This is a genomic window from Enterococcus sp. AZ167 (assembly GCF_051714025.1).
Taxonomy (GTDB): domain Bacteria; phylum Bacillota; class Bacilli; order Lactobacillales; family Enterococcaceae; genus Enterococcus_D; species Enterococcus_D casseliflavus.
Genome location: NZ_JBIORB010000001.1, coordinates 2,272,513 through 2,287,082 on the forward strand (window position 1 = coordinate 2,272,513; position 14,570 = coordinate 2,287,082).

Sequence of the window (14,570 nt, forward strand, 5' to 3'; positions counted from 1 at the left end):
AGTCATTCGTCAACCAATCGGATGATTTTTTTTACAGTCCTTTAGAACTATGAAAGGCTTTGAGTTTTTCCAACGCCTGCAGCACAATGATCAAGACCAAGATCGCTAAGGCCAAAAAGAGCGTTTCTAACCCTTTTCCTTGTGCCAAAAGCAGCTCTCTTAAAATTGCTGTAATACTGATCAAAATCAAGTAACGCACCGGAATATGGTGACCTTCTTTTACGTAACGCAATAACATCAAAATAATTTCCAGTAAAATAAACAATGTCGCGATCTCTTCGATCAATAAGGAAAGATCACTGACTTCATGCAGCGGGATCACATGGATGACGATTTTGTAGATCGCTTCCGCCATCACCACCAAAACCAACAGAACCAACAGTCCTAACATAATATCAACAATCACACTAATCATTTTTTCGAAGTGCTTAAAATACTTTCCCATAACACCCCTCCTCACACTTATTATAGCGAAACTGTTCAAAATCACTTTACGATATGCTTGCAAGTGCAGCTTTTTTTAGGAAGGAAGGAAATAAACACGCAGGACTGAGGGTAGTCGCTTTTTTCACTAGTCAAAAGGGATAGCTGCTTTATGGGGACGCAGCCACGAAAAAGCCTGTTTATGGCAATGGCCGGGCGTGACTCCTTCACACAAGCAAATAAAAAAGCTAGGCATAAAGCCTAGCTGAAATGGTGCCTTTGGATTGGACTGGTTTTCCTTATAAACTGGGATCAGTTGAGCCCTTCGACTGTTAGATCAACGTTTTCACTCGTATCTTCCGCAGCTTCGTCATCGCTATTGGAGGTTTCCGAAGACGGTTCAGTCGTTTCACTGCTGGAGCTGCTTGTTGTAGTACTGGTCGAACTCGTAGACGAAGAGCTTGAAGAACTGCTGCTAGCGCTACTGCTGGAGGTATCGCTGGTGGTCGTTGAGCCGCCACTCGGCGCGGTACTCGAACTGCTTTCGTTACTTGCAGAAGTACTGACGCTAGGCTCTGTCTCTATTTCGCTTACAGAAACAGACGTGCCTTCATTTGTCGACGCTTCGATCGAGCGACTAGTCGTTGAAGACGGTGTATACGAACTAACACTGGCTTCATAAAAAATCTGACTGGAATCAGAGGTTTCTTCGATACTGCTGCTTGCGGTCTGGTAAGGTGGCTCGGAGGAACTACTGGAAGAATCTCGAACAAAGGGCGCGGCAACAAAGGCATTGGCATCTTGATTGATCGCCACACTCAAAAAAACCGCAACAAAACAACTGACTAATGCCGACTGCATATTGAACTTGAATTTCATCGCACTCCCCATCCTTTCCCAAAAATATGGTTGGACCTTCCGTCAATGATCTATCTCATTCTTATATTATACAAAAAAAAGCAATCGTCAACAAATTAAGTTTTATTTTCAAAGATGACAAAGACATGGATGCCCGTTGCGCAACAAAAAAAGCCCGAGGGCGACGGTCGATCACCTGCGGGCCCATCCCTTCACTAAGGGTTGGCAGGTGCGACGGATGCTCGTTCCTCTGGCTTTAATGGTTCCTTTACTTAAGAAATTCTTTTACTTATAAGTTTCGCAGATGATTCGGGTCATGGATCGGTGCTTCAATATCACTGTCTCCCATGCGCGGTGTTGGATGAACGGACTCATCGGGCATCGCTGTTTCACCTGGTAACGGTTGATCGATGATTGGCCCAGTATCTGCATCACGATCCGTTATTTTGTCCATCGGCTGATAATCGTAGACGCCGACAACGAGTTTGTCTCGTTCGATGTCATCTCGGTAGCCGTATAATGGATCATGTTCATCGTCTCTGTGATCTGAATCGCCAAAAGAAAACGCATCTTTGATTTTTTCCCAAAGCGAACGATCTTCGTCTTCACTAGCAGCATGCTCCACTTCCACATCATCGATGGATTCTAACCCAAATTGATCGATGCCTGTTTGATTCGCATACAGCACGATATCGTCTTTGCCATAGCCTTCGTTTGTCAATTGCTCAATAACCGGTAATACTTCTGTTCGAGTGTCGTAACTGCCAATAATCGTTAGGTTTCTGTTGTGCATGTGAAATCCTCCTTATTTTGTGTACGCTTCGATTGTTCTGGTTCTGAAGCAATTCTTTTAAAACTAGCAATTTCTATTGCTTCTTTCATTCTAACGCAGGGTTCCCTGATTGACCAAATAGTTTGATTGCGCTTACGAAAAACAAGTAGTTTCTTGATAAACCGCTAGCAGCTTAGTGAACGCTTGATCCAGCATAAAAAACCGCGTGAGCCAATGGCATACACGCGGTTGCTTTTGCTTATTATTTAGAAACGATCAACTTTTGCCCGACATAGATCGTATAGCTGCTGTTGATCTTGTTCCATGATGCGATTTGGCTGATACTGGTGTTGTATTTTTGTGCCAGTGACCATAGGCTGTCACCTGATTTCACCGTGTGCGTCTTCGTTGAACTACTGCTGGTATTCGTATTAGAAGACCCACTGCTAGCAGCTGTCAAGTAGGCACCGCTGACCCAGCCTTTGCCAGAAACATAATACCATTTGTTCGTGACATTGACGGTCGTCCCGGTTTTTGTTGCGGTAACCGTGACGGTTGCCCCTTTACTTAAAGAACCAGTAATACTGCTGCTGGTAGAAGCGTCGGAACGAACATTTAAAATCTCGGTGGTTTTCATTTTCTGATTTGTCGTCGTTGAACCGCTGTTATTGGAAGAACTGCTGGTTGTTGTCAAGTAGGCACCACTGACCCAACCTTTGCCAGAAACGTAGTACCACGTTTTATTGCCTTCCACTGAAGTGCCGTTCTTTTTCGCTGTCACGGTAACGGTCACCCCTTGACCAAGCGTCGTCACGACACGGCTGCTGGTAGAAGCATCCGAGCGGACATTCAATGCGGCCGTCGTCTTCATTTTTTGATTGATGCTTGAACTGTTGTCTTCTTTTTCTGCTTCAGAAGCATTATTGTTGGTCACTTCAGTAAGGTAGGCACCGCTGACCCAACCTTTGCCAGAGACATAGTACCAATTTTTGTTGCCGTTGACTGATGTGCCGGTTTTCATAGAAGAGGCTGTAAAGGTCGTGCCTTTGCTAAGTGATCCTACCACTGATCCGCTAGTAGAAGCGCTGGAACGAATATTCATCGCTTCCGTCGTCTTCATTTTTTTGTTGATCGTCGTGCCAGAATTGCTATTGTCAGAACCGGTGTTGCCTGATCCGCTATTGTTATTTGAATCATCGGTCGAAACCTTCGTCAAATATGCACCGCTGACCCAGCCTTTGCCAGAAATTTTATACCACGTGGTGTTGCCGTTGACGCTGGTGCCCGTTTTGGTCGCCGTTGCCGTAAACGTCGTATTGGCTGCTAACGAACCAGTAATAGAGGCACTGGTGGAGGCATCCGAACGAATATTCATGGATGACGTGGTTTTCATTTGCTGATTGATCGCTGTTTCATCACTGACGATCGTTTCATTGCTATTGCCGCCGCCTGCATTTGAGCTGCCAGTGTCATATTGCGTTAAATTATACGTACTGATCAAATTGTTTAATTTGCTGGCATAAGAAGTATCGGTTGCATACCGCCCTTGCAGCCAAGCGGTCGCTTGCGTGTAAGAGGTCGTATTGCTTTTCCACGCACCGCTGTAATAGTAGTTGCCGCTAGAAAAACTCGTGTTGCGCAACACATACGCATTGTCTTCAAAAGACTCTTTTAATGATGGGTATTTCCGAAACTTGGCGCTGATCAAATAATAATTGCCTGAACCATCATCTTCATAGGTATCCATCGTCACGTATTGACCATTATAGCTACCTTTGATCCCAAACATATTGTTGGCCGTGGTCGTCAAAGTTGATGCGCCCCAGCCAGATTCCAAAATCGCTTGTGCCATCATGACAGAGGCATACAGATCGTTTGCTGCCGCTACTTCCGTTGCATAGCCGCAAATCTGACTGATAAAGGCAGCCGGATCGATCGTTGCCCGTGAAAATAATGCCCGACTGGTCAAATCCGAAAGGGCTGATGGTACTTCATCTGCTTCTAAGGCTTCATCACTAGCGACTGTTGTGCTTTCTGTCGTCGCTGTTTCTGATCCCTCAGTGACTGCGTTAGTCCCTGACTCCTCCGTCGTTTCCGAAGTTTCTTCGGTCACAACAGGTGCTGTCGTCGATTCTGTGGTTTCCTCAACCGGTGTGCTATCGGTTTCTGGTGTAGTGTTTGTTGTTTGTTCAACGACCTTGAGGTCATTGCTAGTTTCTGTCGTTGCCGTTTCAGCCGCATGCCCTAAGGTCGGGATAAACGTTGATCCCGCTACTAAAGTAGTAGCCATCGTAATACTTTTTTGGGTATATTGTGTGCGCTTCAAGCGCTTTTCTAAGCGGCGTCGTTCTTTACGAATTGTCATTTAATCCCTCCGTCGTATTAGCCTTTTTTTATTGTAACACGATTTATTAAAAAATGGGGGGTTAAGATGAAAAAACAGTGAAATCAACGAGATAATTTCTTGCTATGAAACAGTTTTCTCTTTTGCTTCATCCGCCAATCCTCTGTTTTAAAAAAAGAAAAAAGAGTGGTTTTGGCACCAAAAAAGCAGCCTTTATCAAAAAGACTGCTTTGGGTGAATTGTTATTTAATAACAGGTGCAGGCTTTTTGGCTTTTTTCAGCATCGCATAGCCAATGTTGAGAACGAGCCCAAAAACCGCCAAGAAAATTGCCGTATAAAAGGCTTTTGTATAATCTCCTTGGTTGCTTTCAGCGATTGCTGCTGCCACTCTAGGCCCAAAGAATGCCGCCGTAGAATAACCAATAAAGACGATTCCATAGTTGACTCCTTGATTGATCGGTCCGTAATTTTCCATAACGATCGATGGGAAAACCCCCATCACGCCCCCGAAGCACAGTCCTAAACCGATGATCCCGACAGTGAAGATCACGGTTGTCTGACCAAGTGTCAATAGGAATAAGGACAATGCCACCACGCCATAGATGATCATCAACGTATTCGTCCGACCAATTTTATCAGAAACGGTGCCCCAAAGGACCCGACCAAAACAGTTGCTCAATGAGTACAAGCTGACATAAAAGGCAGCGGCGGCTGCCGTCAAACCGAACATACTTTGCCCGATCACCGATGCGTTAGAAGCAATCATCAAACCTGAGAAAGCCCCTGCCCCTAACATAACGATAATCAAGTAGAAGGTTGGTGTCTTTAGCATGTCCAACCAATTCAGATTGATTTGTGGGCCATTTTTTCCTTGCGCCGCTGGTTGCCAACCTGCTGGGCGATAATCTTCTGGTGCCTTGCGAATAAACAGACTAGCCACTAAGACGATCACGATATAGGCGATCCCTAAAATCCGAAACGCTGCTAGTACATCTTGTGATTCGATCAAACGATTTGCAATCGGTGCGGCAATAATCGCTGCCCCACCCATACCTGCTGTGATCAAGCCAGAAGCCAGTCCCCGTTTATCTGGGAATAGCCGAATCGTATTGCTTAAACAAGCCGAATAGGCAAAGCCTTGCCCTAAACCAGCAAAGACTCCATAAGTCAGGTACAGCATGGCGGGTGAGTTGACCAATCCCGTCAGGAAGAAGCCCGCTCCGAACAACACGCCTCCACCAGCGATGACCCATCTAGCGGCTCCTCGGTCTGTCAGCAAACCACCCAAAATCATGGTAATCGGGCCAACTGCGGCATTGATGGTAAAGGCTAACATGATCTCTTCCATGGACCAGCCTTTTAATTGACTAAGAGGTCCTGCAAAAACACTAAAGGCGTAAACAGCGCCTGTACACAGCAATACCGCGGTCGAAGCGATCAGAATCAGCCAGCGATTGATTTTTGTTTCCATTTTTTCTCTCCTTTGCTTTAATCATGTTACTTTATTCACATGTTTTTTCAAAAGCTAGCGCGCGTGACGAGACACAACGCGCAAGGCTTTTTATTCGAGATGTTCTGCGACTGCTGTTTTTCCAGCAATCCGGCCAAAAGTAAAGATGTCTGTCAACGAGTTGCCGCCTAAGCGATTGCCAGCATGGATCCCTCCAGCAACTTCCCCTGCTGCATACAGCCCTTCAATGATTTGATCTTCCTTCGTCAACACATGGGTTTGCGGATCGATTTTCAATCCCCCCATCGTGTGGTGAACCGCTGGTTTTCTTGGTGTGGCATAGAAAGGTGCTTTTTCCACTTTCAAGTCGAAGACATCTTTGCCAAACTCTGGGTCCTTCCCAGCATCCACATAGCTGTTGTATTTCGCAACGGTCGCCTCTAAGACGGCTGGATCAACATTGATCTGCTCTGCCAGGCCAGCCAAGGTCTCACTGCGGAACAGCGTACCAGCAGCTACTTGCTTATCGATTTTTTCTTGGCTCGTGTTATAAGCGGTTTTCTTGATCTCTTCATCCGCGATCAAATAGAACAATCCGCCATTATCGATCGCCGCTTGGGTCAATACATCGCGACTTTCGTATTCATTGACAAAGCGTTCACCCTTTTGATTGACCATCACAAAGTTAGCAGGTGGCACTTGCAGGCCACTGAACAAAGCCCCTGTGTTTGGATCAGATACGGGCATCATTTGCGAAAAGCCCATGCCAACAAGGTCCGCGCCAGCACTTTCCCCTAGTTTGATCCCGTCACCAGTGATCGCTGGTGAATTTGACGTTTTGATATCGTCTTCGATCTCTGTCCAATAGGTATTGTATTGTTTCAACATTTTCGTATTCGCTCCGAACCCACCAGAAGCTAAAATCACTGCTTTGGCATGGATCGTTACTTTTTGACCGTTACGGCCTTCCCCGATGATTCCAGTAACCTTGCCATCTTCGATCAATAATTCTTTGACAGGCGTATCGGTTAAGATCGTTCCCCCATGTTCTTTCACGAATTGATGCAAAGCAGAGACAAAGGCATACCCTTCGTTTTTGACTGGTTTATGTCCTCGGCGCCATTTCGCTCCTACTGGCATATCGACATTGTTCATATCAAATTCTACGCCGATTTCTTCTAGCCATTTCACTGAGTCCAATGCTTGATCCGTCAAGATCTTCACTAGCTCGTATTTCCCATAGATCGGTTGACCATTCAAATCTTTGCGTTTTCCGCCTAAATAGGTTTGAATTCGATGCCACAAAGCAGAATCAAACAAGTATTCTTTTTCTGGCGTCGTTTCTGAAAGATACACAGTGATTTGTGCCTTCAAAGCTTTGAAGTCTGGTAAGTATTCTGCATCGATCTCTTGCTCATCGATCGTCAGCACTTCTTCTAAAGCACTGCGTTCGCCAGGCAATGCGGAAAAGCCGTTTTGCCATTTTGGATCCGCGGCATTCATCGGTCCGCCAGTACGTACGGTATTGCCACCGATCGCTGGGAATTTTTCTACTAAGATCACATCTTTATTGGCTTGTAGCACACTGGCAGCCGCACTCAGACCCGCGCCACCGCCACCTACGACAACGACATCGGTGGTATACGTTTCATCTTCTGTTTGCAACGCACTGGCGGCTTTTGGCCGTTTGCGCAAGACATCTGGGTTCGCACCAGCCATTTTCACAGCTTTTGCTACACCATCAACGACACCGTTACTAGTAACCGAAGCACCAGAGATCGCATCGACATTTAAGGTTTGCCCTTCAATGATCTCTTGAGGAATCCGTACGAAAACGACATCAGCGATCCCTTCGGATTCACCAGAAGTATCGATATCGATAGCTTCGATCCGTTCTTCACTCAATTTGACGACCATTGGTAGATCCCCGTTATGTCCTGGTGCTGTGACGGTGTATTCGCCAGGCTCATAAACGACTTCTTCTGGTACGTTCAACAAATTAGCGACTTCCGTAAACCGAACAAACTTGCGGAAACAGCTTTCCAAAAAATCGACCGTTCGTTGATCTTTTAAATTGCCTTGTTCATCAAAGGCTTGATGCGCACGTCCCAACAAGAACTCATTTCCTGGCATGACTGTCGCATTGACACCCGGTGCATCAAGGATTTGGCGCAAATGAAGCTGTGCTCGCGAAGAGCCTTGTACATCGTAGGATGCACCGACGATCATCACTGGTTTGCCATCAAAGGGATGGAGATTGAAGGAGAGCCATTCCAAGACGCTTTTCAATGCGGAAGGAATTGAATGGTTATGCTCTGGTGTCGCAATGATCACCCCATCGGCTGCTAAAATCTTGCTATTTAACCGTTGGATCACTTCACTATTGGTTTGATCTTGTGTTTCATTGAACATTGGGACATCCTTGATTTCCAGTAGTTCAATTTCTGCTAGGGCAGCAAATTCTCGCTGCATAAACGCCACTAATTGGCGATTGGTGGATTTTTTGGCGTTCGTTCCGATTAGGCCGACAAATTTCATGACTGGTTCCTCTCTTTCTTATGCTTGTTCCCACGAAAATTTCTTTGCTCGTTCTTTAGCCGTTGAATATTCACTGACCAGACGGTTCGTGATTTCGACAAACAAGACAAATTCATTGAAACAATCTTCTAGTTCGGCAACTTTTTCGCTATCGATCAAGTTTCCTTGTTCATCGAAGGCTTGCATGGAGTGCCCTAATAAAAATTCCGCACTCGGCATGATTCGAGCTTTTACTTCTGGTGCATCTAAGATCTGACGCAAGTGGGCTTGGGCTCTCGATGAACCTAATGCACCAAGAGAAGCACCCGTGATCATCACTGGTTTATCGATCAAAGGCCGCGTCGTATAAGAAAGCCATTCAATCATGCTTTTTAGCACCGCTGGGATCGAGTGATCGTATTCTGGTGTACTGATGATCACCCCATCGGCTGCTTCGATCTTCTCTGACAAGGCTTGGACTGCCGCTGGTGCCGTCCGATCTTCTGGTTCATTAAATGCTGGCAGATCACTGATTTCGCAAAGTTCGATCTCCGCTTGGTCACTAAAATGGCTTTGAATAAATTGCAGTAAGCGACGGTTGGTCGAACGCGTCGAGTTGGTTCCTACGATTCCAATCAATTTCATTATCATCTCTCCTAATTGTGAATAATTTAACATTTAACAATAAATAAAAAGTTTTTGACCATTGGCTTTGATTTCTTTTTTCAATCGTTTCTCAAGTTGGTTTTTAAGACCTACTGAGATGAAAGGCTTCTTCCTAAACAAAAAAATCTTCCCCAAGTACCCATTTAGTGTACGACTGAATTCTTTATTTGTGAAATATTTATTTAACTATCTATCGATAACAAATTTGTTATAATGAGAAAAATGACTAGGAGGACCACGCAATGGCACTTAAAGATTCCCATCTGATGCTGCAATACCTCGATACCTTGTTAAAGCATAGCAACTATACCAAAGCCGCCAAAGACCTCTACATCTCACAGCCTTACTTGACACAAACCGTGAAACGTGCCGAACAAGAGCTAGGGACCCCCATCATCAATCGGCAGCCGGGTCATTTTCAACTGACGGAAGCTGGTAAAATCTATTATCAATATCTGGAAACCTTGGAAACAGAGTCTGCCAAATTGAAAAGTCGGCTGTCTTGGTATACCGCGACCGAGAAGCGTTCTTTGCGCTTAGGCATCTTGCCCAGCCTTGGTTCCTATCTGCTGCCACTCTTTTTGCCTGCATATTATGAACACTATCCCAACGTGCACTTTTTCTTGCGGGAAGACCTGCCCAAACACAATGAAAAACGACTGTTGAATGGGCAGCTGGACTTTTTTATCGGACAAAATCCTGAGACGATCGCACCGAATCTAACAGTCCACAGTACCAATCAAGAACGGTATCTAGCGATCATTCCGCCTTGTTCTCCCCTGTATCAACCAGAGAAGCGGTATTTAGCACCTGATTCATTGGCCGTCAAAGACTTGTTGCAAAGTCCGTTGATTTTGACCGCTAGCGGCTCGGCGATTCGGCGTCAAATCGATCAATTGCTGCAAAAATACAAAGTAGAGGCGACCGTTCTCATAGAAAGCAGCAATATTTATACAGCAGCAGCATTGGCAGAAAACAACCTTGGGATTGCGATCGTACCAGAAAGCGTGCTGCAAGCAGCGACCGCGACTCCTTTTAATCTTTATCCGATGCCAGAGGAACTTTTGTCCCTCACCTATTTTATTGCCCATCAAGCCGAACGGGCATTGTCAAACAGCGAAGCGGACTTGATCGAGACCTTTTTGCAACACGTCTAGCTTTTTTTTACAAAAAAACAAGCAGCCACCACCTATATTCCTAGGTGATCGCTGCTTGTTTTCATTCTGCTGTTGGCGTTTCGATCAAACGGGCTAATTCTTGCGGATAGATCAGTTCTCCTTGTTTGGTAATGACTAACCCAGTGATCCCTTCTAACGGCGCCAGCTCCTGCAAGATGGCTTGTGGCTCTTTGCCGAATAAGCGGGTCGTCCAAATCTCTCCATCAACCGATTGGTCGGAGAGAATTGTGACACTGGCAATGGCTGACTCTAACGGATAGCCCGTTTCTCGATCAAAAATATGATGATAGGTCTTGCCCGCTACCTGATAGGTTCGTTCATAGATCCCTGATGTAACGACTGATTGATTATGCACCTTCAACGCTGCAACAAAATTCCCTCTTGGTAAGAAAGGGTTTTGGATCCCGATCCGCCAATAGCCATCTTGATGGCTCGGGGCATCGCCGTAAGTCACCACATTGCCCCCAAGATCGATCAAAGCGGCTGTGACACCAACCTGTTTGAAATAGGTCATCAACAAATCAGCAAAATATCCTTTTGCCACAGCCCCTAGATCAAGCTTCATGCCAGCAGCTAACCCGACGGTCTGCAGCGTTTCATCCAAAACGATTTTGGCAGGATCAGTCTTTGGCAGCAGCTCCGCGATTTTCTCAGGCGTTGGTAGATGAGCATCTTGGAACCCGATCCGCCATTCCTGCACCAAAGGACCGATGGCAATATTTAAGTAGCTATCTTTGGGTACGCTATGGGCTTTCCCTAGTGCGATCAATTCAAACAATTCCTGTGTGGCAGCGATCGCTCCTTGTCCTGCCTGCTGATTGATCTGCATCAACTCAGACGTCGGGTCATTGGCACTAAAACGCTGTTCAAAGGCCGCAGCTCTTTTGGCTGCTTCCTCTAAGATCACTTCTGGGGTTTCATGCTGCACCCAAATCGTGATCACCGTTCCCATTCCCTGTAACACTCGTTGGCCTTCTGGCATTGTCCTTGCTCCTTTGTTCTGTTCTTTTGGCTATCATAGCAGTTTCTGGGAGAAAAAAGTAGTCTGCGGGATACCGCTGCTGCTTTTTTTGAAAAAAAACTGCGAGGTCACCCTCGCAGTCTGCTGTTTCTATTGCTCAATGATAAAAGTCGAAGCGGCCTTTCGCCAATACTTCTTTGACCCCACCGGTTTGGTACAAGGAACGGTCCATAATGGCTTTTTTCACCACGGAAGCGGGATAGCCTTTGATGCCCATTTTCCCTACTAAGCCAAAGGCATGGGTATTGCCGATCGACGCCACTGAACCTAATGATTCAAAGTGGAAATCTGCTGGTTTTTCTCCGTTCATTTGACGTAAGATATTTTTACCCGCATGCTGCCCCATCTTCAAAGCGATTTGAGCCGTTGTTGGATACGGGCGATTGGTCGCTGGGTCCATGACTGCTGAAACATCACCGACAACATAGACGTTACTATGATCAGGGTCTGTTAGGTCTTGATTGACCATCACGCGACCACGACGAGCAGAAAAGTCTGATTCAGCCATCACATGGCTGCCGCTGACGCCTGTGGTCCAAACGATGGTTTTGGCTGATAATTCTGCTGTTGCTCCTGTATCGGCATCATTTTGATAGACAACGACACCTGGTTTGATTGCTTTGATGGGTTTACCAGTCAGGAAGTTTACGCCCCATTTAACGAGATTTTTGATACCGTAATCCGATAGTTTTTCATCAAACATCGGTAATAAACGAGTCACTGCTTCGACACAGTACAGTTTGATGTCTTCTGGTTTGACACCTGCTGCTTTCGCGAAGGTTTTACGGTTTTCCACCAATGAACCTAGCAATTCGATTCCAGTGAAACCAGCACCGCAGACAACGATTTTTAGGTAGTCAGGATTTTGTGTTTCTTTGTATGCCTTCATTTGTTTCAACAAATGATGATAGATGTTTTCTGCGGAGTCGACATCCACCATTTCCAACGCATGCTCCTCGACCCCAGGGATCCCAAATGATTCTGATTCAAAGCCTAACGCCACGATCAAATAATCATACGTGCACGTGGATTGATCTTTAAAAACGATCACTTGCTGGTTACGATCGATCGACGCCACTTCCTTTTGAACAAAGGTGGTCTTTTGGGGACGAACGACATCATTGATGGGATAGCAAATGCGGTCTCTTGGTTGCGTACCGGCCGCAACTTCATGAAGATCGGTTGCCTCATAATGATAATCGTTTTTGTCGATCAATGTGATGTGAAACGCTTCTTTTGCTCCTTGCAGTACGTGCAATGCTCGCAATCCAGCATACCCTGCTCCTAAAATGACAACTTCCTTCATGTTTCCTTACTTCCTTTCTTTGCTGTAAAAATTATAAAATCAAACCAATCGCAAAACTCAGCACTTGTACGCATGCTCCGACCGCAAGGATCCGAACGGCACAAATGAAGGTCTCTCTTTTGATTTGTTTTTGCATAAATCGTTTTGTCTGTTGCCAGACAAAGGGCGCCGCGAAAAAGGTCAGAACCAGTGACCAAGGCGCAATGTTGAGGGCAACTGAGGCAATGATCGCAACAAACGCCAAGACGTTCATCGTGATAAATAATTTCAACGCACGGGCTTTACCAAGGTAATGCACCAGCGTATAGCGCTCATTTTTTTCATCCTCTTCCAGATCACAAATGTTGTTTGCCAGCATCAAGTTGGCGATCCATAATGTGTTGGGTAATGAGATCAAGAAAATACTGCCGATCGTGGCAATGTTCCATTCAAAGGTTTGATAGGCATTAAGGTAGACACAGATCAATGAGATCATAAAGCCCATCGTAAAGCCAGAAAAGAACTCGCCTAAAGGCAAACTAGAAAGCGGCCGTGGACCAGAGGAATAAAAGATCCCGACTAGGTAACAATACAGCCCCATCCAAAAGAGCGGCCAACCAACTACCATTGCCAAGGCGATTCCCATGGCGGCGGAAACGATGATCATGGAGACCATCAACCAAAAAACCAATTTGACAGACAACTGTTCCCGACCAATGATATTGGTTTTTTCTTTGTAATCATGCCCTTCTGTGGCATGATGGTAATCGTTGTAGTTATCTAAAATATCCACCGCCATATTGAAGATCAGCATGGCAATGAAATACAATAGGACATAGCCAAGATGAATCGTTTGATAATTGTACCAGCTGTAGCAGACACCAATGAAAAATGGCAAGATACTGGCGGTTTTTGCTTTAAATTCGACAAGTTCTAAAAATACAGGTAGCGTCACAACTTCACCTCCTTTAGCGAGTGCATTAAACTAGTCAATCACGCCCCTTTACGCTAGAATAAGGGCTGAATGACTGTTAGAAAGGGTTATACTATGTTTGACTTTTGGATCGATTATCCGACGATCGAACAACGATTGAAAACCGTATGTTCCATCATTGAAGAACACGTTACTGTTCGTAACAAAGAGATACAAGATGTTTTGATCGACTTTACTTATTCAGGTGGAAAAATGCTGCGGCCAGCGCTCTTTTTTTTGTTTGCTGACTTAGGCGATCCCCATTATAAAAAAACCGACCAATTAACAAAAATTGCTGCTTCTCTAGAAATTTTACACATGGCCACTTTGATCCACGACGACATCATTGACGATTCGCCGCTGCGGCGCAGTCAAGTCACTGTTCAAGCCAAATACGGCAAGGATATCGCGGTCTACACGGGTGATCTTTTGTTCACCCAATTTTTTGAGCTTTTGATCGAAAGTATGAATGGCTCCCCGTTTTTAAAAACCAACGCACAAGCCATGAAACGACTCCTTTTAGGTGAACTTGATCAAATGCACACTCGCTACAACATCCATGAATCGATTGACGACTATCTGCAAAGCATCAACGGCAAAACCGCTGAACTGTTTTGGCTCGCTTGTCTCGAAGGCGCTCATTTTGGCGGCCTCGACACAGAAAACCAAGAGCGGGCGGGTGAGATCGGTCGCAACATCGGGATCGCCTTTCAAGTATTCGACGATATTCTCGACTACACCTCTGATAGTGGCACCTTGAAAAAACCGATTCTAGAAGATTTGGCACAAGGAGTCTATACCTTACCGCTGCTATTTGCCAAAGAACAGGCACCTGCAGCATTCGCTCCTTATTTGAATAAAAAAGCAGCCCTCTCCTTGGCAGAAGCCCAAGAAGTTGCGGATCTTGTCGTCCGTTACGGCGGTGTCGAAAAAGCGCGCGCTTTCGCGGTCACCTACACGCAAAAAGCCTTAGACGACATCGATCTGCTGCCCGAAGCACCTAGCAAAGCCAAAATTCGTTCATTAACTGAACTGCTCTTGCAGCGCAATTACTGAGCCATAGAGCAATGAGAAGAAAAGCG

Annotated in this window: 12 protein-coding genes; 2 read left to right on the top strand and 10 right to left on the bottom strand. The window is 45.6% G+C overall.

Annotated features, from left to right (window positions below; translation table 11 throughout):
* Positions 1–31 precede the first annotated feature (31 nt).
* The 7 genes from IGJ05_RS10680 to IGJ05_RS10710 all read right to left on the bottom strand — a co-directional run bounded on the left by IGJ05_RS10680 (position 32) and on the right by IGJ05_RS10710 (position 9,010).
* Positions 32–445: a phosphate-starvation-inducible PsiE family protein gene (locus tag IGJ05_RS10680; protein WP_195265596.1), complete on the bottom strand. Its 414-nt coding sequence runs from the start codon at positions 443–445 to the stop codon at positions 32–34.
* A 290-nt stretch (positions 446–735) separates the two neighbouring features.
* On the bottom strand, positions 736–1,302 hold the full coding sequence (locus IGJ05_RS10685; RefSeq protein ID WP_438725191.1) for a hypothetical protein: 567 nt from the start codon (positions 1,300–1,302) through the stop codon (positions 736–738).
* A 268-nt stretch (positions 1,303–1,570) separates the two neighbouring features.
* Positions 1,571–2,074, bottom strand: a complete 504-nt coding sequence (locus tag IGJ05_RS10690; RefSeq protein WP_266166277.1) for a general stress protein — start codon at positions 2,072–2,074, stop codon at positions 1,571–1,573.
* Positions 2,075–2,315: 241 nt separating this feature from the next.
* Complete coding sequence (locus IGJ05_RS10695) at positions 2,316–4,418, bottom strand: SH3 domain-containing protein (protein ID WP_225000666.1); 2,103 nt, start codon at positions 4,416–4,418, stop codon at positions 2,316–2,318.
* Positions 4,419–4,639: 221 nt separating this feature from the next.
* Positions 4,640–5,869 (bottom strand): L-lactate MFS transporter, encoded by a 1,230-nt coding sequence (locus tag IGJ05_RS10700; RefSeq protein WP_005226552.1) that lies wholly within the window; start codon positions 5,867–5,869, stop codon positions 4,640–4,642.
* Between the two features lie 90 nt (positions 5,870–5,959).
* The gene (locus IGJ05_RS10705; protein WP_225000668.1) at positions 5,960–8,386 is read right to left on the bottom strand and encodes a flavocytochrome c; all 2,427 of its coding nucleotides are present in this window, start codon (positions 8,384–8,386) and stop codon (positions 5,960–5,962) included.
* A gap of 18 nt (positions 8,387–8,404) precedes the next feature.
* Positions 8,405–9,010: an NADPH-dependent FMN reductase gene (locus IGJ05_RS10710; RefSeq protein ID WP_005226550.1), complete on the bottom strand. Its 606-nt coding sequence runs from the start codon at positions 9,008–9,010 to the stop codon at positions 8,405–8,407.
* Positions 9,011–9,273: 263 nt separating this feature from the next.
* Between IGJ05_RS10710 and IGJ05_RS10715 the strand changes: the two genes are divergently transcribed.
* Positions 9,274–10,188: a LysR family transcriptional regulator gene (locus tag IGJ05_RS10715; RefSeq protein WP_010748521.1), complete on the top strand. Its 915-nt coding sequence runs from the start codon at positions 9,274–9,276 to the stop codon at positions 10,186–10,188.
* 61 nt (positions 10,189–10,249) lie between these two features.
* Here the strand turns inward: IGJ05_RS10715 and IGJ05_RS10720 are convergent, their stop codons facing one another.
* From IGJ05_RS10720 to IGJ05_RS10730, 3 genes are all read right to left on the bottom strand, one after another.
* Positions 10,250–11,191, bottom strand: coding sequence for an FAD:protein FMN transferase (locus tag IGJ05_RS10720; protein WP_225000669.1), 942 nt, complete (start codon positions 11,189–11,191; stop codon positions 10,250–10,252).
* A gap of 136 nt (positions 11,192–11,327) precedes the next feature.
* The gene (locus IGJ05_RS10725) at positions 11,328–12,536 is read right to left on the bottom strand and encodes an NAD(P)/FAD-dependent oxidoreductase (protein ID WP_005226547.1); all 1,209 of its coding nucleotides are present in this window, start codon (positions 12,534–12,536) and stop codon (positions 11,328–11,330) included.
* Positions 12,537–12,567: 31 nt separating this feature from the next.
* Positions 12,568–13,470, bottom strand: coding sequence for a prenyltransferase (locus IGJ05_RS10730; protein WP_005226546.1), 903 nt, complete (start codon positions 13,468–13,470; stop codon positions 12,568–12,570).
* 93 nt (positions 13,471–13,563) lie between these two features.
* Between IGJ05_RS10730 and IGJ05_RS10735 the strand changes: the two genes are divergently transcribed.
* The gene (locus tag IGJ05_RS10735) at positions 13,564–14,544 is read left to right on the top strand and encodes a polyprenyl synthetase family protein (RefSeq protein ID WP_005226544.1); all 981 of its coding nucleotides are present in this window, start codon (positions 13,564–13,566) and stop codon (positions 14,542–14,544) included.
* Positions 14,545–14,570: the final 26 nt, after the last annotated feature.